The sequence below is a fragment of the Microbacterium sp. CFBP9023 genome, from assembly GCF_034045055.1.
Taxonomy (GTDB): domain Bacteria; phylum Actinomycetota; class Actinomycetes; order Actinomycetales; family Microbacteriaceae; genus Microbacterium.
The window spans coordinates 1,299,747-1,318,979 of record NZ_JAXCWI010000001.1; the positions used below are offsets into that span (position 1 = coordinate 1,299,747).

General features: G+C 69.4%; 16 protein-coding genes. 10 read left to right on the forward strand and 6 right to left on the reverse strand.

The features are described 5' to 3' along the window. Window positions 1-19: 19 nt before the first annotated feature. From SOM10_RS06330 to SOM10_RS06345, 4 genes are all read left to right on the forward strand, one after another. Entirely contained in the window at window positions 20-1,192 is a 1,173-nt protein-coding gene (locus tag SOM10_RS06330; protein WP_320489009.1) for a benzoate/H(+) symporter BenE family transporter, read from the forward strand. A gap of 34 nt (window positions 1,193-1,226) precedes the next feature. Next, a complete protein-coding gene (locus SOM10_RS06335) occupies window positions 1,227-2,444 on the forward strand; it encodes a hypothetical protein (RefSeq protein WP_320489010.1) in 1,218 nt (405 codons plus the stop codon). 115 nt (window positions 2,445-2,559) lie between these two features. Next, window positions 2,560-3,456 (forward strand): ABC transporter ATP-binding protein, encoded by an 897-nt coding sequence (locus tag SOM10_RS06340; protein WP_053098032.1) that lies wholly within the window; start codon window positions 2,560-2,562, stop codon window positions 3,454-3,456. A gap of 47 nt (window positions 3,457-3,503) precedes the next feature. Next, window positions 3,504-4,559, forward strand: a complete 1,056-nt coding sequence (locus SOM10_RS06345; protein ID WP_295104212.1) for an ABC transporter permease — start codon at window positions 3,504-3,506, stop codon at window positions 4,557-4,559. A 90-nt stretch (window positions 4,560-4,649) separates the two neighbouring features. Here the strand turns inward: SOM10_RS06345 and SOM10_RS06350 are convergent, their stop codons facing one another. Then, window positions 4,650-8,132, reverse strand: a complete 3,483-nt coding sequence (locus SOM10_RS06350; RefSeq protein WP_230101033.1) for a bifunctional proline dehydrogenase/L-glutamate gamma-semialdehyde dehydrogenase — start codon at window positions 8,130-8,132, stop codon at window positions 4,650-4,652. 149 nt (window positions 8,133-8,281) lie between these two features. Between SOM10_RS06350 and SOM10_RS06355 the strand changes: the two genes are divergently transcribed. Both SOM10_RS06355 and SOM10_RS06360 read left to right on the forward strand, forming a co-directional pair. After that, window positions 8,282-9,190, forward strand: coding sequence for a LysR substrate-binding domain-containing protein (locus SOM10_RS06355; protein WP_320489012.1), 909 nt, complete (start codon window positions 8,282-8,284; stop codon window positions 9,188-9,190). Between the two features lie 118 nt (window positions 9,191-9,308). Continuing rightward, window positions 9,309-9,896 carry a nitroreductase family protein gene (locus tag SOM10_RS06360; RefSeq protein WP_320489013.1) on the forward strand — a complete coding sequence of 196 codons (588 nt, stop codon included), beginning with the start codon at window positions 9,309-9,311 and terminating at the stop codon, window positions 9,894-9,896. A 94-nt stretch (window positions 9,897-9,990) separates the two neighbouring features. Here SOM10_RS06360 and SOM10_RS06365 read toward each other — a convergent pair whose 3' ends face one another. Both SOM10_RS06365 and coaBC read right to left on the reverse strand, forming a co-directional pair. Further along, window positions 9,991-12,213 (reverse strand): ATP-dependent Clp protease ATP-binding subunit, encoded by a 2,223-nt coding sequence (locus SOM10_RS06365; RefSeq protein WP_320489014.1) that lies wholly within the window; start codon window positions 12,211-12,213, stop codon window positions 9,991-9,993. Between the two features lie 64 nt (window positions 12,214-12,277). Next, window positions 12,278-13,492: a bifunctional phosphopantothenoylcysteine decarboxylase/phosphopantothenate--cysteine ligase CoaBC gene (gene coaBC, locus SOM10_RS06370; RefSeq protein ID WP_320489015.1), complete on the reverse strand. Its 1,215-nt coding sequence runs from the start codon at window positions 13,490-13,492 to the stop codon at window positions 12,278-12,280. 68 nt (window positions 13,493-13,560) lie between these two features. Between coaBC and SOM10_RS06375 the strand changes: the two genes are divergently transcribed. After that, window positions 13,561-14,262, forward strand: coding sequence for an NRDE family protein (locus tag SOM10_RS06375; protein WP_072592033.1), 702 nt, complete (start codon window positions 13,561-13,563; stop codon window positions 14,260-14,262). A gap of 83 nt (window positions 14,263-14,345) precedes the next feature. Here SOM10_RS06375 and SOM10_RS06380 read toward each other — a convergent pair whose 3' ends face one another. Then, on the reverse strand, window positions 14,346-15,320 hold the full coding sequence (locus tag SOM10_RS06380; protein WP_320489772.1) for a GlxA family transcriptional regulator: 975 nt from the start codon (window positions 15,318-15,320) through the stop codon (window positions 14,346-14,348). A gap of 90 nt (window positions 15,321-15,410) precedes the next feature. Between SOM10_RS06380 and SOM10_RS06385 the strand changes: the two genes are divergently transcribed. Genes SOM10_RS06385 through SOM10_RS06395 form a run of 3 tightly spaced genes read left to right on the forward strand, consistent with a single transcriptional unit; the run spans window position 15,411 to window position 16,718 of the window. Continuing rightward, window positions 15,411-15,572, forward strand: coding sequence for a hypothetical protein (locus tag SOM10_RS06385; RefSeq protein ID WP_171821952.1), 162 nt, complete (start codon window positions 15,411-15,413; stop codon window positions 15,570-15,572). Between the two features lie 51 nt (window positions 15,573-15,623). Then, on the forward strand, window positions 15,624-16,193 hold the full coding sequence (locus SOM10_RS06390; RefSeq protein WP_320489016.1) for a hypothetical protein: 570 nt from the start codon (window positions 15,624-15,626) through the stop codon (window positions 16,191-16,193). Window positions 16,194-16,208: 15 nt separating this feature from the next. Further along, window positions 16,209-16,718 (forward strand): hypothetical protein, encoded by a 510-nt coding sequence (locus tag SOM10_RS06395; protein WP_320489017.1) that lies wholly within the window; start codon window positions 16,209-16,211, stop codon window positions 16,716-16,718. Here SOM10_RS06395 and SOM10_RS06400 read toward each other — a convergent pair. After that, window positions 16,703-17,947: a glycosyltransferase family 4 protein gene (locus SOM10_RS06400; protein WP_320489018.1), complete on the reverse strand. Its 1,245-nt coding sequence runs from the start codon at window positions 17,945-17,947 to the stop codon at window positions 16,703-16,705. The two genes, SOM10_RS06395 and SOM10_RS06400, sit on opposite strands and share 16 nt — an antisense overlap. Beyond that, window positions 17,944-19,170 (reverse strand): glycosyltransferase, encoded by a 1,227-nt coding sequence (locus SOM10_RS06405; RefSeq protein WP_320489019.1) that lies wholly within the window; start codon window positions 19,168-19,170, stop codon window positions 17,944-17,946. The genes SOM10_RS06400 and SOM10_RS06405 overlap by 4 nt, the downstream gene beginning before the upstream one ends. Window positions 19,171-19,233: the final 63 nt, after the last annotated feature.

Here is a 19,233-nt window from a genome sequence, read left to right on the forward strand (position 1 = left end):
ACGCGATAGCCTCTGACGCATGCCGACCGCCGCGCCCCTCTCCCGACCGATCCTGGCCGGGGTGGTCACCGCGCTGGTCGGGTTCACGAGCTCGTTCGCCGTGGTGCTCACGGGCCTCAGCGCCGTCGGAGCGACCCCCGAGCAGGCCGCCAGCGGGCTGCTCGCGGTCAGCCTCACGATGGGGCTCGCCTGCGTCGTCCTCGCCTGGCGATATCGGATGCCGATCACCGTCGCCTGGTCGACTCCCGGCGCCGCCCTCCTCGCCGCCACCGGAGCAGTGGACGGCGGATGGTCGGCAGCCGTCGGCGCGTTCCTCGTCACGGCCGCGCTCATCCTGCTCACGGCGCTGTGGCCCGCTCTCGGCACCCTGATCGCCCGCATCCCTCCGTCCATCGCGCAGGCCATGCTCGCCGGAGTGCTCCTGCCCCTCTGTCTCGCACCGATCACCGGACTCGTGGCGAATCCGTGGGGCGTGGTTCCCGTGGTGATCACGTGGCTGGTCTTCGCGCGCCTCGCGCCGCGGTGGGCCGTGCCGCTCGCCTTCGTCGCGGCAGCAGTCGTGGTGGCCGTCTCGTTGGTGCAGGAGAGCACGGCAGTGGATGCCGGACTCCTCGTCCCCCGGATCGAGCTGACCGCCCCCACGTTCACGGTCGGCGCTCTGGTCGGGGTGGCGCTGCCGCTGTTCATCGTGACGATGGCCTCGCAGAACGTGCCGGGCATCGCCATCATGCGCAGCTTCGGCTACGAGGTCCCCTGGCGTCCGGCGATGCTCGTCACGGGTGTCGGCACCGCGATCGGCGCGACGGCAGGCGGCCATCCGATCAACCTCGCGGCGATCAGCGCGGCCCTCGCCGCTTCACCCGACGCCGATCCCGACCCACGGCGCCGGTGGGTCGCCGGTGTCTCGACCGGCGTCTCGTACCTCGTGCTCGGCGGCTTCTCGGCAGCGTTCGCCGCACTGGTGCTGCTCGCTCCCGACGCAGTCATCCCGGCTGTCGCGGGGCTCGCGCTGTTCGCCGCCTTCGGGTCGTCGGTGCAGCAGGCGATCGACGACCCCGGCGAGCGCATCCCCGCCGTGGTGACCTTCCTGGTGGCGGCATCCGGCATCGCGGTGCTGGGCGTCAGCGCCGCATTCTGGGCTCTCGTGGCCGGACTCCTCGTGCGCACCGCTCTGCACGCCGGCCGTCGCTGACGCTGCGGAGAAGGCGCTCGGCTACCGTGGACGCGTGACACTTCCCACGCCTGCTCCTGTGCCGTCGGCCGGTGCTCCCGCCGGGTCCTTCGACGCCCGCGCCCTGCTCGATCCGGTGAATTCCGCCGAGGTCGACGCGTTCGCACGCGCCCAGCGCACCGCTCACCCCACGTCGGCCGCACGGATCATCGCCTGGGTCGGCGTCGGATTCGCGCTGCTCTGCGTCGTTCCCATCTTCGGGATCATGATCCTCGGCCTCGGCTATGCGGTCGGTCAGGAGGCGGGGGTCGCCGTCGCCGCGCTCATCGGGCTCATGCTTCTCGCCGGCATCGTCGTCGGCGTCGTGATGCTCGTGCGCCGCAGCATCCGCCTGCGCAACATCACTCGCTTCCGCCTCGCGCGATTCGCCCGGGCCAACGCCATGAGCTATCTCGACCGCATCGACGAGCCGCCCCTGCCCGGCATGATCTTCTCGTCGGGCTCGAGTCGGATGTCGACCGACGTGCTGCGCGGCGTGGAGCCGCGTTTCGTCGAGTTCGGCAACTACCAGTACACGACCAGCAACGGCAAGCAGTCGACGACCCATCGCTGGGGATACGTCGCGGTCAAACTCGACGTGCCGCTGCCGAACATCGTGCTCGACGCGCTCGGCAACAACACGCTCGGCAGCACGCTCGCTGGCGCCTTCAGAAGCGACCAGCGCCTCTCGCTCGAGGGCGACTTCGACCGCTACTTCTCGCTCTACTGCCCGACGGGCTATGAGGTCGATGCGCTGTACCTGTTCACCCCCGATGTGATGGCCCGCTTCATCGACCACGCCGCGCAGCTCGACGTCGAGATCGTCGACGACTGGCTCTTCCTCTATGCACGACGCGATGTCTCGACCCTCGACCCGGCCACCTGGGCGTGGCTGTTCGGAGCCGTCGGGGCGCTTCTCACGAAGCTCGACCAGTGGGCGCGCTGGCGCGATGACCGGCTGCGGCTCACGCAGCATCCGGGATCCCCGGCAGCACTGCAGAGTCCCGGGCAGATTCCCGGGCAGCATCCTGGCCCTTATCCGGGAGCTCCCGCCCTGCCGTTCGCTGCGCCCGCAGGGCTGCTCACTCCCCCGCCGCCGGGCGTCGCCCTGCCCGGCCAGCGCCTCCGGCGACGCAGCCCCTGGCTGATCGTCGGGATCATCGTCGGCGTCATGTTCGTCGTGACCATGGCCCCGTTCGCGCTCGGGATCCTCTCGGTGCTCTTCCTGCGTTGACGCGGGCTCTCCCCCGCACGGCGGACCACCGTCGCCTCCCGCGCTGCGCAACTCCACCCGCAGATCCGCCACGTGGGGGATGCCGCGGTTCCGCACCGCGCCATAGCGTGAAGGCATGACCACAGGAAAGCTCGTACTCACCGGCATCACCAAGAGCTACGGCTCTCGGCGCGTGCTCGACGACGTCTCATTCGAGGTGGCGCCGGGGCGCCTCACCGGGTTCGTCGGCGGCAACGGCGCCGGCAAGACCACGACCATGCGCATCGTCCTCGGGCTGCTCGGCTCCGACGGGGGCACCGTCGCACTCGACGGTCGGCCGCTATCGAGCACCGACCGGCGCCACTTCGGCTACATGCCCGAAGAGCGCGGCCTCTACCCGAAGATGAAGGTGCTCGAGCAGATCGTCTACCTCGCCCGTCTGCACGGCTTCAGCAAGGCGGATGCCGAGTCGCGCGCGACCGCGCTGCTCACCGAGCTGGGACTCGGCGAGCGCCTGGGAGACACGATCGAGTCGCTGTCGCTCGGCAACCAGCAGCGCGCGCAGATCGCCGCCGCCCTCGTGCACGACCCCGAGGTGCTCATCCTCGACGAGCCGTTCTCAGGCCTCGACCCGCTCGCGGTCGACGTCGTCGCATCGGTGCTCCAGGCGAGCGCCGCCAAGGGAGCGTCGATCCTGTTCTCCTCGCACCAGCTCGATGTGGTCGAGCGGCTCTGCGACGACCTGGTGATCCTCGCCGGCGGCACGATCCGCGCGGCGGGCTCGCGCGACGGGCTGCGCGCTCAGCACGCCGGCGACCGCTACGAGCTGGTCTCCGCCGGGGATGCCGGCTGGCTGCGCGCCGAGCCCGGCGTGACCGTGATCGATTTCGAGGGCGGCTACGCCCTGTTCGACGCCGAAGACGCCGACACCGCGCAGCGCGTGCTGCGCACCGCCGTCGAACGCGGAGACGTCGCGAGCTTCGCCCCCAAGCATCCGTCCCTCGCCCAGATCTTCAAGGAGGTCATCCAGTGAGCACCTCGAACACCACCGGGTCTGCAGGCTCGCCCTCGCAGGCATCGATGATCTGGCTCGTCGCCGAGCGGGAGATCGGGTCGAAGCTGCGCAGCAAGGCGTTCCTGATCTCCACCGGAATCCTGCTGCTGCTCGCCCTCGCCGGCATCGTGATCGGGGGCTTCGCGAGCAAGAACACCGATGCGATGCCCGTCGCAGTGACCTCCGAGACGGCATCCGAGGTGTCGGCTCTCCCCGCGGTCGAGATCACCGAGGTCGCCGACCAGGCCGCGGCCGAAGAGCTCGTGCGATCGGAGAAGGTCGACGCCGCGGTGCTCCCCGGCGACGGACCGACCGGGGTGACGATCATCGCTCTCAAGGACGCACCGACCAGCCTCGTGTCGGCGCTGTCGCAGGCACCCGACATCGAGATCCTCGAACCGGCGACGACGAACCCGCTGCTGCGGTACTTCATCGCGATCGCGTTCGGAGTCGTCTTCATGGGTGCGGCGGCGACCTTCGGCGGCACCATCGCGCAGAGCGTCGTGGAGGAGAAGCAGACCCGCGTGGTCGAGATCCTGCTGTCGACCATCTCGGCCCGCACGCTGCTGGCGGGCAAGGTGATCGGCAACACGATCCTCGCGATGGGGCAGATCCTCGCCCTCGCCGCGGTCGCCACCATCGGTCTCATAGCGACGGGTCAACGCGAGGTGCTGTCGACCCTCGGCGCCCCGATCATCTGGTTCGCCGTGTTCTTCCTCTTCGGCTTCATCCTGCTGGCGGCTCTGTTCGCCGCTGCCGCATCGATGGTCTCGCGTCAGGAGGACATCGGCTCGACCACCACCCCGATCACGATGCTGATCATGGCGCCGTACATCCTGGTCATCTTCTTCAACGACAACCCGCTGGTGCTGACGATCATGTCGTACGTGCCGTTCTCGGCTCCGGTCGGCATGCCGATGCGGCTGTTCGTCGGCGAGGCGCAGTGGTGGGAGCCGCTGCTCAGCCTCGTGATCCTGCTCGCCAGCTGCGTCGCGGCGATCATGATCGGCGCGAAGATCTACGAGAACTCGCTGCTGCGCATGGGGTCGCGGGTCAAGCTCGGCGAGGCGCTGCGCGGCTGAGGTCGCTCGGACATCCCTCCATCGACGAGGCCCCACCCCGCAGACGTCTGCAGGGTGGGGCCTCGTCGTTCAGACGGTCACAGTCCGGGATCAGATCAGGCCCTCCGACAGGGTCGTGGGGTTGCCGAACCGGTGGTTCGTGATCGAGACGGCCTGCTCGTGCAGGAACGGCAGCATCTCGACGCGACCCGCACCCGTCACGGCGTGCGACCAGACGGCGACATCAGGCGTGCCGCCGAGGGCCTCGAACAGGGCCGACGCATCGCCGCCGACCAGGCGCACGCGCTGCCAGGTGTGCTCGGCCTTCGCCGCGGCCTTCGCGTAGCGCTTGACCCAGGCGGCGTCGTTCTCGATCTTCGGAGTCACGCCCTGCGCGCGCAGCGCCTTCTCGACGCGAGACGGCAGAGCGGATGCCGACACCGTGAACGGGCTGCCGCTGCGCAGCGCAGAGGCGATCACGCGGATGCCGTCGGCGAGCGACGCCGCCTCGGCGATGCGCACGTCGACGGCGACCGGGCGGTACCGGAACACGTTGCGCTCGACACCGAGACCGGACTTGTCGCTCACGGCGCCGAACTCGTCGACCCAGGCACGCTCGTCGGACGCGGCGGCGCGATGCAGCCACTCGATCTCGACGGCGCCGAGGTCTGCACCCGCAGCGGCGAGCACGGCCTCGACGGCCGAGTTCACGGCGGCGCCGGGCGCTGCGGCGGGAAGTTCGGCCGGGGCCCACTCTCCGAGGCCGAACAGGTAGTTCGGGCCACCGGCCTTCGCGCCGGCACCGACCGCGGAGCGCTTCCAGCCGCCGAACGGCTGACGCTGCACGATCGCGCCGGTGATGCCGCGGTTGACATAGAGGTTGCCGGCCTCGACCTGGTCGAGCCAGGTGGCGACCTCATCGGAGTCGAGCGAGTGGATGCCGGCGGTGAGGCCGTAGTCGACGGCATTCTGCAGACGGATCGCCTCGTCGAGGTCCTTCGCGCGCATGATGCCGAGCACGGGTCCGAAGAACTCCGTCAGGTGTGTGGTCGAGCCCGGAGCGACGCCGATCTTGACGCCGGGAGTCCACTGACGCCCCTCGTCGTCGAGCTTCTTCGGCTCGACGAGCCAGCGCTCGCCCTTTTCGAGAGTCGTCAGCGCGGTGAGCAGCTTGCCGTTCGCCGGCTCGATGATCGGTCCCATCTGGGTCGCCGGGTCGTCGGGCAGGCCGACGCGCATCGAGGTGACGGCGTCGACCAGCTGACGCTCGAAGCGCTGCGAGTCGGCGACCGAGCCCACGAGGATCGCGAGCGATGCCGCCGAGCACTTCTGCCCCGCGTGGCCGAACGCGCTGCGGGCGACGTCGGCGGCCGCGAGGTCGAGGTCGGCCGACGGCGTCACGATGATCGCGTTCTTGCCGCTGGTCTCGGCGAGCAGCGGCAGGTCGGAGCGGAACGAGCGGAACAGCTGCGCCGTCTCGTAGGCACCGGTGAGGATGACCCGGTCGACCTCGGGGCTGGCGACGAGGCGCGTGCCGAGATCGCGGTTCGCGAGATCGACGAGGGCGAGCAGGTCACGCGGCACACCGGCCGCCCACAGCGCCTCGACCATGACCGCGCCGCAGCGCTGCGTGAGCTTGGCGGGCTTGATGATCACACCGGAGCCCGAGGCGAGGCCGGCGAGCACTCCACCGGCGGGGATCGCGACCGGGAAATTCCACGGCGGCGTCACCACGGTGACCTTCGACGGGACGAACTCCGCACCCGAGACGTTCTCGAGGTCGAGGGCACGCTCGGCGTAGTAGTGCGCGAAGTCGATCGCCTCCGAGACCTCCGGGTCGGCCTCGGCGATGGTCTTGCCCGCCTCGTGGGCCATGATCTCGATCAGCTGGCCGCGACGGGCGGCGAGCTCGTCGCCCGCGCGGTGCAGCACGGCCGCACGCTCGGCGGCCGGCAGGGCGGCCCACCGCACGGCGGCGGCGGATGCGGCGGCGAAGATGCCGTCGAGCTCGTCGGTCGTCTCGACCTTGGCGAGAGCGATCGAGTCGAGACCCAGAGTCGACTCCACCGACCGCGCCAGGATCTCGCGACCCCAGGTGCGGTTCGCGGCGATCGCCGGGTCGCTGTCGGGCTGGTTCTCGAAACCGGTGGTGACCTCACCACCGGCACCCGCGGCGGCCTCGGCCGCACGGTCCTGCACGCGGTTCGACGAGGGCACGGAGCGGTCGGCCTCGAGACCGGCCAGGGAGCGCTCGAAGCGCTCACGCTCGCGAGTGAGCAGTGCGGGGTCCGATGCCAGCTCGAACACGGCCGACATGAAGTTCTCCGGGCTCGCGTTCTCCTCGAGGCGGCGCACGAGGTACGCGATGGCCACGTCGAACTCGGCCGGGTTCACCACGGGCGTGTAGAGCAGCAGCTGACCGACGTCCTTGCGGACGGCCTCGGCCTGACCCGTCGCCATGCCGAGGAGCATCTCGTACTCGACGGCATCCGTCACCCCGCGGGCCTGCGCCAGCAGCCAGGTGTAGGCGATGTCGAAGAGGTTGTGTCCCGCGACGCCGATGCGCACGGCATCCAGTCGCTCGGGCGTCATCGACCAGTCGAGCACGCGCTTGTAGTTCGTGTCGGAATCCTGCTTGGTGCCGTAGGTGGCGAGCGGCCAGCCGTGCACCGCCGAGTCGACGTGCTCCATGGCGAGGTTCGCGCCCTTGACGACGCGCACCTTGATCGGCGCACCGCCCTTCGCGCGGCGAGCCGAGGCCCACTCCTGGAGATGCTGCATCGCGCCGAGCGCATCGGGCAGGTAGGCCTGCAGCACGATCCCGGCCTCGAGCTTCTCGAGCCCGGGCTGGTCGAGGATGCTGGTGAACGCCGCGATCGTCAGGTCGAGGTCGCGGAACTCCTCCATGTCGAGGTTGATGAACTTGGTCTTGCCGGCGGCCTCCGAGGTCGCGGCGAGCTCGTACAGCGGGGTGAGCTTCTCGACGACGTCGGCCACAGCCTCGTCGAACGACCACATCGACAGCTGGCTGACGACGCTCGACACCTTGATCGACACGTAGTCCACGTCCTTGCGGGCGAGGAAGTCGTAGGTGCCCTGCAGGCGGCGGCCGGCCTCACGCTCGCCGAGCACCGCCTCGCCGAGGAGGTTGAGGTTCAGGCGGTTGCCGCTCTTGCGCAGCTTCGCGATCGCCGGGCCGAGCTTCGACGGCGTCGCGTCGAGCACGAGGTGCCCGACCATCGCGCGCAGCACGCGGCGCGAGATCGGCACGACGACGCCGGGCAGCTTGGGCGCCCAGAAGCCGCCGGTCTTGATCGCGGCGCGGAGGTAGCCGGGCAGCAGCGAGGGCGTGATGTCCGAGAGGTCGGCGAGAGCGCGGCCGGCGACACTGAGGTCTTCCGGGCGCATCACGCCGTCGACGAAGCCGACCGTGAAGGCGAGTCCGTTCGGGTCCTTGAGAACCTCGGAGAGACGCTGCGCTGCGGGCTCGACGGGGTGCGTCTCGCTCTCGGTGAGCCAACGCTGCACGAGGGCGGCGACCTCGTCGGTGCTCGGCGTGGTGTCGGGGGTGGTGGTGTCGGCGACGACAGTCATCGGGGTGAGCCTTCCAGGGGGATCGCACACCCGGGAACGTGTGCGGCTCGATCATTGTCAGCCTCGCCGGTAGGCTACGTCTATCAACCGATTCGGGACCATTCTGTTCAGCCGGAGTGAACGATGGAGCCGACTCCGAAAGGCTCAGGATGCTCGACGTCAACCGACTGCGGATGCTGGTCGAACTGTCTCGTCGCGGCACGCTCTCGGCCGTCGCCGATGCGCTCTCGTACAGCAAGGCTTCGGTGTCGCAGCAGCTCAGCGCTCTCGAACGAGACGTCGGCGTCCCGCTGCTCCGCCGGGTGGGGCGCGGCGTGCAGTTCACCCCGCAGGGCACCGTGCTCGTGGCCGAGGCGATCGGCATCCTCGACCAGCTCGAACACGCCGAAGTGGCGGTCGCCGAGTCGCTCACGGAGGTGACCGGCACCGTGCACATCGCGGTCTTCCAATCGACGGCGCACTCCCTGCTCCCCGAGGCGCTCAACGCGCTGCGCGAGCAGCATCCGGCCCTGCGCGTGGAGGTCACCGAGAGCGATCCCGAGACCGGGCTCGTCGGCGTCTCGAGCCGCGACTTCGACCTGATCCTCGCCGAGCAGTACCCCGGTCGCACCCGCCCGATCCACGCCGATCTCGATCGCGTGGTGCTCGTGCACGACTCCATCACGCTGGCCAGGAAGCCGGGGACCCGGGATGCCGAGGACGCCGTCGCCGCGCTCTGGTCGACCAGGGATGCGCCGTGGGTGCTCGAACCCGCAGGCACGGCGTCGCGAGCCTGGGCCGAGCAGCTGTGCCGCACCGCCGGCTTCGAGCCCGACGTGCGCTTCGAGGTCGCCGATCTCACGGCGCACGTGCGTCTGATCCGCGCCGGTCTCGCCGTCGGACTCCTTCCCGAGCTCGTGTGGGCCGGCGAGGCACCGACCGTCGCGCTCACGCCGCTGCCCGACGAGCCACGTCGGGAGATCTTCTCCTCCGCTCGTCGGGTATCGGCCGCGGCGCCGTCGATCCGTGCGGTGCGGCGAGCTCTCGCCTCCGCCGCATCCCGCAACCTGCTGGACTGAGCGCGGATCGTCCCCGACGTCATCTCGCGTCATCGGGAATATGCGTTCACATACATCTGTTGAGACCCCCGTACCCGGACGAAGGAGTCCGATCGACTCCTTTTCGAAAGGCACTTCCGTGAGCACTCCCGTGATCGACCGCACCGCCCCCACCGAGCACCCCGTCCTCGACGTCCTCGCCGGGCGCTGGAGCCCCCGCGCCTACGACGCCGAGACCACGATCGACGACGCCAAGCTGAACGCCGCCCTCGAGGCCGCACGCTGGTCGCCGTCGGCCTACAACCTGCAGCCGTGGCGGTTCATCGTCGCTCGCCGCGGCACGGCACTGTTCGACCAGGTCGTCGACTCGCTGGTCGAGTTCAACCAGCTCTGGGCCTCGAAGGCCTCGGCGCTCGTCGTCGCGATCGCCGAGACCGAGTCCGAAGAGGGCAAGGCCATCAGCCACGCGGTCTACGACCTCGGCCAGGCCGTCGCGCACTTCTCGGTGCAGGCCCACCACGAGGGTCTCCTGGTGCACCAGATGAGCGGCTTCGACCCTGAGGTCATCCGCGAGTTCGCCGACCTGTCGCCGCGATTCTCCGCCCTCACCGTCATCGCTGTCGGTGAGCTCGGTGACGCCGCCGGTCTTCCTGAAGGGCTCCAGCAGGGCGAGACCGCTCCGCGCGTGCGTCGCCCGATCGACGAGACCGTCATCCTCAGCGCCTGACGCATCGCCCACGGGCGACACAGAAGAGGGGCGGATGCCATGGCATCCGCCCCTCTTGTCATGCCCGGGCGTGACCGAGCCACATGGCCGGGTCCTACTCGTCGAGCAGCTCGGCGTCGATCACATCGTCGTCGTCGGATCCGAGATCGGGCTCGGGTTCGGGTGACGTCGACGTGAGCATGAGCCCGCTGCCGTCGACCGCGACGTCGACCCTGACCAGGTCGCCGTCGTGCACTCCGCCCGAGAGCAGCGCCGTGGCCAGCTTGTTCTGCACCTCGGTCTGGATGAGACGCCGCAGCGGCCGGGCGCCGAACATCGGGTCGTAGCCGCGCTCGGCGAGCCACGACCGTGCGTCGGGGGTGACCGCCAGAGTGAGTCGCCGATCGCGCAGGCGGTCGTGCAGCTGGTCGATCGACAGCTCGACGATCTGCGCCAGGTCGTCCTGACCGAGCGCGGAGAACATCACGATGTCGTCGAGACGGTTGAGGAACTCGGGCCGGAACGCCTGGTGCACGAGCGCCATCACCTGCTCGCGCTTCTCATCGGGCGACAGCGTCGGATCGATGAGGATCGGCGAACCGAGGTTCGAGGTGAGGATCAGGATGACGTTCGAGAAGTCGACCGTGCGGCCCTGTCCGTCGGTCAGTCGGCCGTCGTCGAGAACCTGCAGCAGCACGTCGAAGACCTCGGGGTGCGCCTTCTCGACCTCGTCGAGCAGCACGACGCTGTAGGGACGCCGTCGCACGGCCTCGGTCAGCTGACCGCCCTGCTCATAGCCCACGTACCCGGGAGGGGCTCCGACGAGCCGGGAGACGGAGTGCTTCTCGCCGTACTCCGACATGTCGATGCGCACCATGGCGCGCTCGTCGTCGAACAGGAAGTCGGCCAGGGCCTTCGCCAGCTCGGTCTTTCCGACACCGGTCGGGCCGAGGAACAGGAACGATCCGGTCGGGCGGCCGGGGTCGCTGATGCCCGCACGCGAGCGCCGTACGGCATCGGAGACGGCCTTCACGGCATCCTTCTGCCCGATCAGGCGCTTGCCGAGCTCGGATTCGAGGTGCAGCAGTCGCTCGCTCTCACCCTGCAGCAGTCGTCCGACGGGGATGCCGGTCCATGCGGCGATCACGGCGGCGATGTCCTCGTCGGTGACCTGCTCATTGACCATGCGACCCTCGGTCGACACCGTCGCCTCGGCCTGCTCGGCCTCGGCGATGTCGCGTTCGAGGCGCTTGATCGTCTCGTACTCGAGCTTCGAGGCGCGCGTGTAGTCGGCCTCCCGCATCGCGAGGTCGCGCTGCGTGATCGCATCGTCGAGCTGCTTCTTCAGGTCGCCGACGCGGTTCAGGCCCTGGCGCTCGCGCGCCCAGCGGGCTTCGAGCTCGGCGAGCTGCGCCTCCATGCCCACGAGCTGCTCGCGGAGGGCCGCGAGTCGCTCTTTCGACGCGGCGTCCTTCTCGCGCTTGAGCGCCAGCTCTTCGAGCTTCATGCGGTCGACCTGACGCTTCAGCTGGTCGATCTCGACCGGAGACGAATCGATCTCCATCTTGAGCCGCGACATCGACTCGTCGATCAGGTCGATCGCCTTGTCGGGAAGCTGCCTGGCCGGCAGGTACCGGTTCGACAGTGCCGCGGCGGCGACCAGCGCGCTGTCGGCGATCGTCACCCCGTGATGCGCTTCGTAGCGGCCCTTGAGCCCCCGGAGGATCGCGATGGTGTCCTCGACCGTGGGCTCACCGACGTAGACCTGCTGGAAGCGACGCTCGAGAGCGGCGTCCTTCTCGATGAACTCGCGGTACTCGTTGAGAGTCGTCGCGCCGATCAGCCGCAGCTCGCCCCTGGCCAGCATCGGCTTGAGCATGTTCGACGCCGCGACCGAGCCTTCGCCGCCGCCCGCGCCCATGAGCACGTGCAGCTCGTCGATGAAGGTGATGATCTGCCCGTCGGATTCGGTGATCTCCTTGAGGACGCTCTTCAGCCGCTCCTCGAACTGGCCGCGGTACATCGCCCCGGCGACGAGGGCCGAGATGTCGAGCGACACGAGCTCCTTGTCCTTGAGCGACTCGGCGACGTCACCCGCCACGATGCGCTGGGCGAGCCCCTCGACGACGGCCGTCTTGCCGACGCCGGGCTCGCCGATCAGCACGGGGTTGTTCTTCGTGCGACGGGTGAGCACCTGGCTGACTCGACGGATCTCGCTGTCTCGCCCGATCACGGGGTCGAGCTTGCCCTGTCGGGCACGGTCGGTCAGATTGATACCGAACTGCTGGAGGGCGGACTGCTGGTCATCGTTCTGGGGACTGCTCTGCGGGCTTGGCATGTGTTCCTCCTGGGGAGACTCCTTCGGGTCGGCATCCACAAAGTTGAGTGGATGTGACTCAAGTTTAGCGCATTCTGCGCGCGGCATCCAGGATCACGCGGGCGACCTCGCGCTTCGATCCCGCGGCGGATGCCACGACCTCACCTCCCGCCCCGACGATCTCGACCGCGTTGTCGCGCTTCTCGAAGCCGTGATCGGCGTTCGCGAGGTTCACCGCGAGCAGGTCGACGCCCTTGCGCTCGCGCTTGCGGCGAGCGCGCTCGCGACGTTCGTCCGCGTCCTCCGACGTCTCGGCCGCGAAGGCGACGATGGTCTGCCCCTGCGGCGCACGGCCGTCGGCGCGGGATGCCGCGAGCGCGGCGACCACGTCCTCGTTCTCGACCAGGTCGAGGTGCATGAGAACGCCCTGCTCCTTCGTGAGCTTGTGCTCCGACACCGTCGCGGGGCGGTAGTCGGCGACGGCGGCGGCCATGATGACGATGTCGGCAGCCCCGGCGGCATCCTTCATCGCGTCGGCGAGCTCGGCCGCGGTCCCGACCGGGACGACCCTGACGGACGGATGCCGGGCATCGGCCAGCACATCCGCTGAGATGTTGGCGGCGACCAGCGTGACGTTCGCGCCGCGGGCTGCGGCGTCCGCCGCGAGCGCGATGCCCTGCCGGCCGCTCGACCGGTTGCCGAGGAAGCGCACGGGATCGATCGGCTCCCTGGTGCCGCCCGCGGACACGACCACAGCCAGCCCGTCGAGGTCACGCGGCGCGAGGAGCGCGAGGGCCGCCTCGAAGATCTGCTCCGGCTCCGACATGCGGCCGGGCCCGCTGTCGCCCCCGGCGAGCTCGCCGTCGGACGGGCCGACCAGATGCACTCCGCGCGACCTCAGGGTCGCGATGTTCGCCTGCGTGGCGGCGTTGCGCCACATCTCGGCGTGCATGGCCGGCGCGATGAGCACCGGAGCCTCGGTCGCGAGCAGCGTGGTGCCGAGCAGATCGTCCGCGATGCCCGCGGTGATCTTCGCGATCGAGTTCGCCGTCGCAGGGGCGACGATCACCAGGTCGGCGTTCTGGCCCAGTGCGACATGACGCACCCGCGCGACGTCGTCATGCACGCTCGTCGTGACCGGATGCCGGCTCAGAGCCTCCCACGTCGGGGTGCCGACGAATCGCAGGGCGTCCTCGGTCGGAACGACGGTCACCTCGTGTCCGGCCTTCGTCAGCAGACGCACCAGGTGCACTGTCTTGTATGCGGCGATGCCACCCGTAACCCCGACGACGATGTTCACGGTTCGATTCTGCCCCAGCATCCGACGTCGCGGGCCCGGGACTGCGACGCGCTTCTAGACTGGATCCCGTGTGCACCGTGGTGATCGATGTGGCCGGATCCGAGACCGCGCGACTGCTCGCGGTGCGCGATGAAGACCCGCAACGGGAGTGGGATGCCCTCGGCGAATGGTGGCCGGACGCCTACCCCGGGGTCTCGGGCATCCGCGACCGGCGTGCCGGTGGCGCGTGGCTCGCAGTGAATGCGGCGGAGAGACGACTCGCAGTGCTGCTGAACCGCGCCGACGTCGTGGATCTCGCGGCAGACGTCGCCGTCTCTCGCGGTTCGCTCGCCCTCGAATCGGTCATGGGGCGGTCCCCGGTGGCTCCGCTTCCCATGCACGGCTTCAACCTGCTCGAGGTTCGGCCGGAGGGAGCGCGCGTGCTGAGCTGGGACGGCGCGGAGCTGCGCGAGACACCGCTCGGCGACGGCATCCACATGATCGCGCACGACGACCTCGACGACCTCGGCACTCCCCGGATCGCGGCGTGGCTGCCGGAGTTCCGGGCGCTCGGGCCCGCCGCCGACAGCGGCGACTGGACCGGCGAGTGGACGACGCTGCTCGCCTCGTCGGCACGGTTGGACCCGGAGGACGATCGGGCGATCATCCGCGACAACCGTCCGCACGGATACCCGACCCAGTCGCTGCTGTACTGCACCGCCGCGGTCACCCCCGACAGCGTCGACGTCGACTATCGCGCGCTTCCCAGCCCCGGCCACTGGGATCACTGAGCAGCGTGCTCCGCTGAGCGCCGCGTGCGTCGCGCCGTGCAGCGTGCGTCGCTGAGCGCAGCGTGCGTCGCGCGGTGCCGCGCTCAGGCCGCAGACGACTCGCCGTCGTCGGCGCACGAGAAGCGCGCACGGTAGGCCGTCGGGGTGGTGCCGAGCACCCGCGAGAAGTTCTGCCGAAGCACGGCCGCCGACCCGAAGCCGCACTCGTCGGCGATCTGCTCGAGCGACAGATCGCTGCGCTCGAGCATCCGCTGGGCGTGCAGCACACGCTGCCGCGCCAGCCAGGCCGCCGGAGTCGCGCCGTACTCCGCCTTGAACCGTCGGGCGAACGTGCGGGGAGACATGAGCGCGCGGGCCGCGAGCTGGTCGACGCCGAGATCGTCGCGGAGGTGCGCGACGGCCCAGTCCGCGACGGCGGCGAGCGAATCGTTCTCGGCGACAGGGATCGGACGGTCGATGAACTGCGCCTGGCCTCCGTCGCGCTGCGGCGGCACGACCATGCGACGGGCGATGCGGTTGGTGAGCTCTGCCCCGAGCTCGATCCGCAGCAGGTGCAGGCAGGCGTCGATGCCCGCCGCCGTGCCTGCGCTCGTGATGATGCGGTCGTCCTGCACGAAGAGCACGTCGGGGTCGATGTCGATCTCGGGATACATCTCGGCCATCACGTCGGAGTACATCCAGTGCGTGGTCGCCCGACGCCCGTCGAGCACTCCGGCGGCGCCGAGGATGAAGGATCCGCTGCAGATCGTCAGCACCCAGGCGCCGCGCGCCACCGCGTCGCGCGCGACTTCGAGGAGCAGCGGGTCGATCTGCGTCCAGTACTCCCGGGGAACCGGACACAGGATGACGAGGTCCGCTTCGTAGGCGAACGACAGGTCATGCTCGACGTTGATCGAGAAGCCGAGCTTCGACTGCACGACACCGGGGTGCGGAGCGACGACCCGGAAGTCGAAGTTCGGGACCCCGTCGTTCGACCGGTCCAGTCCGAACGCCTCGCAGGCGAGGCCGAACTCGAACGGCGCGAATCCGTCTTGGACGACGCAGGCGACGGTCTTCATCATGGCGCTCTCCCGGTTTGGCAGTTTTCCTACGTGCAGAGTCTATTCTGCCACTCGTGGCAGATCAACAGTGATCGTAGCGTTTCTGCCATGTTCCTCATCATCGCACTCATAGCCCTCGCCGTGTGGGCTCTCGTGTCCACGGTCATCGAACTCCGCCGCGACGGATACCGACGCGTTCCCACTGACTGGTCCCGCGTCGCCGATCGAGACGCGCTCGACCGAGCGGAGACCGGGCGCGTCTATCGCTGAACCGGAGCGGAATCTCCCTGCGCGCCGGCATGCGCGGCTACGCTCGTGTGCATGAGCGAGCCCCAGCAGCCTCCCGCGCAGCCACACGGAACTCCCCCGGACTACGCGGGCTCGCACTATCCGGCGCAGCCGGCACCACAGCCGACACCGCAGCCGACGCAACCGCAGCACGCGCCGCACGACGGCCAGCCGCACGCCGGACAGCCCTACCCCGGACAGCAGCATGCCGGACAGCCCTATGCCGGACAGCCCTATGCCGGACAAACATATGCCGGACAGCCGTACCCGGTCGAGCAGCGTCCGGCCCAGCCCGGAGCCGGCCTCGGGCGCACCGCCTTCCTCCTCGCTCTGGTCTCGCTCGCGATCGGGCTTGTCGTCACGCTGTCGTACCCTCTGATGTTCCGGATGACGGGCGACCCCTTCGCGATCGGCGCGTTCTCGGCGATCGGCAACGGACTCGTGCTGGTCGTCGCCGTCGTCGGACTCATCCTCGGCCTGATGTCGGTGCGACGACCGGGGCCGAAGATCCTCGCCGGCATCGCGATCGGCGTCACCGCATCGCAGCTCGTCGGAATCGTCATCTCGTGGGTGTCGAATCTCTTCTACGCACTTCCCTTCTGACCGTCCGGAGAATCGATGAGCGACCAGCAGCAGAACCCAGACGCCCCCCAGGATTCGGGCAGGCCGTACACGCAGCCAGGCCAGCCGCACGCGCAACCCGGCCAGCCCTATGCGCAACCCGGCCAGCCGTACGCGCAACCCGGCCAGCCCTACGGACAGCCCGCCCAGCCCTACGCAGTCGCGACGCCGCCGTACGCATCAGGGCAGACAGCACCGCGGCCCGGGAGCCTCGGTCGCACCGCGTTGATCGTGGCGGTGAGTGCCGCGGCCGTGGGGCTCTTCTTCCAGATCGTCACCCCGTTCATGTACATGAGCGTCGGCTACCAGTTCGTCGATCTGCTGTCGAACCTCGTGAATCTCATCGTGCTGGCCGGCGCGGGTGCCGGTCTGGTGCTGGGACTCATCGCGCTTCGGCGCCCGGCACCCCACCTGCTCGCGGCGGTCGCGATCGGCGTGGGCGGCAGCGCCGTCGTCGGCACCCTCGTCTCGTGGGTGTCGAACCTGTTCTACTACTTCGGGTTCTGAGTGCGAGACTCGGCCGCGAGCACGCGGTCGTAGACCTCGATCATCGCGGCGGTGCGCGACGACTGACGGAACGACTCCGAGACTTCGCGCATGGGCAGAGGTGCGGTGCCGGCAGCGATGTCGGATGCCGCGCGGCGCAGCGTCTCGACGAGACCCGCCCGTCGCTGGTCCTCGGTGCCTGACGCACCCGGGACAGCCCAGAGACCGCCACCCAGTTCTGCGGCGATGTCGGGATCGCTGATCACAGACGGCGTGCCGAGCGTCGCCGCCTCGAACGGCGTCATCCCCTGCGTCTCGAAGCCGATCGAGGTCTGCACGAGCGCGTCAGCGGCGGCGATTCGCGCCAGCGTGTCGGGATAGCTGAGCTTGCCGGCGAATCGGACCGTCGGCAGGTCCTCGACGATCTTCTCGGCCGCGGCTCGCTGGGCGCCTCCGCCGATGATCTCGAGATCGGCATCGACTCCCGATTCGACGAAGGCCTCGAGGAAGGGGAGCAGTCGCTTCTCGGGGCTCATGCGCCCGAGCCAGACGAAACGGGGGCGCCCCGGTTCACGCTCGCCGGGCGCGGCGGCGAGGGTCGCGTCGCGGATGTCGTCGTCGATGCCGTTCCACACCACATCGACCGGACTGAATACCCCATGCTCTTCGAGGCGTCGGGCGAAGTGGGTCGACGGTGCTGTCACCGCTGACGCGCGGCCGGCGATTCCACGCAGGAACGCCCAGCCGTCACTGCCGCCGATCGTCGGCACCACCCCCGCGAGCGCCCGGCGCCGCCAGATGTTCAACGCAGAGAGCACCGGCCCATGTAGCGGGGTGACCGCGGCGATCCCCACGTCCACGCGGTTGTGCATGGTGTGCACGACGGGAATGCCGTGTCGAGCCGCATATCGGTGCCCGATGAACGCACCCCAGAAGTCCGCCTGGACATGCACGAGATCCACGGGCGGTCGATGCGTCAGCGCCCGATCGAGGAAGCGATCCGTGCGGCGTCCGGGCCAGCTCATCGAATACTCGCGGTCGACGGTGATCGGCACCGACGGCAGGTCGAGGTTCGAGGGATCGGTGCCGCGTGCAGCCCGCGATCCGCGCATCTTCGGTGCCACGACGGTCACGGTGTGGCCCGCGCGCTCGAGGAACTCGCGCTGCAGCCGCATCGACACCTGCGCCCCGCCGAGCGAGTCGAGGTGCTGATCGCCGAAGAAGACGATGTGCATGGCGGGTGCCGTCACTCGGGCAGGGGCTCGTCGCGGTACAGCGCCTCGAAGGTGTCGAGCGTGCGGTTGATGTCGTGGATCGCGACGCCGTCGAGAGATGCCTGCTGCATACGGGCGTACTCCCCGGGTGACGCGGTCAGCACATCGGTGAGCCGCGCCGCCAGGGCATCGGCATTGCCCGGTTCGAACAGGTAGCCGTTCTCGCCGTCGTGCACGAGGTGCGGCAGTGCGACGGCATCCGCTGCGACGATCGGGAGCGCGGAGGCCATGGCTTCCATCGTCGCGATCGACTGCAGCTCGGCGATCGAGGCGATCGTGAAGACCGAGGCACGCGAGAGCAGCGCCCGCAGTTCCTCATCGCTGGTGCGTCCGTGGAACGTCACGCGGTCGGCGAGGCCGAGTTGGTGCGAGAGATTCTCGAGCTGCTTGCGCTGATCCCCGCCGCCGACGATGTCGAACGTGGCGTGCAGTGCGGGGTCGAGCTTCGTCATCGCCTGCAGGATGACCTCGACCTGCTTCTCAGCGGTCAGTCGGCCGACGAAGATGATGCGATTCGCGTCACGGGGTGCGACGACCGGCGTGTACTGGGTGCGGTCGATGCCGCAGCTGACGGGAATGACGTTCTCGACGGCGACGGTGCGCTCGAGGAAGTCGGCTGCTCGACGCGTCGGCGTCGTGATCGCGCGGGTCAGTGCGAAGGTGCGCTTCGCGTCTCCCCACGCCCACCGCAGCACGAGATCGTCGATGAACTTCGGCATCGTGGTGTGGTCGAGGATGTTCTCGGCCATCACATGGTTCGTCGCGATCACCGGGATGCCCCGTTCGTGGGCGATCCGCGAGAGGCCGCGACCGATCACGATGTGCGACTGGATGTGCACGACGTCGGGCTGCACATCGTCGATGATCTTGCGGGCGTAGTGCTTCACGCGCCACGGCCAGACGAAGCGCAGCCAGTCATGCGGAGCCCAGCGCACCGAGGGCAGTCGGTGAAGAGTCATCGGCTCGCCCTCGATGACCTCCGTCCGCGCGGGCGTGCGGCGGTAGACCAGGTTCGGGGCGACGACATGCACGTCGTGGTCGCGCTGCACGAGACCGGCGGCGAGGCGCTCGGCGAAGCGCGCGGCACCGTTGATGTCGGGCGCGAAGGTGTCGCATCCGATCAGGATGCGCAGTGGACGGGGTCCCGTGTGGGGAGCGACGTCGGAAGCACTCGTCGGATCGGAGGTAGAGGAGGACATTCTGCCTTACGGTACGGCGGCCAGGGGAGCCCGATCGGGCGCTCGCCACTCTACCCGAGGGGC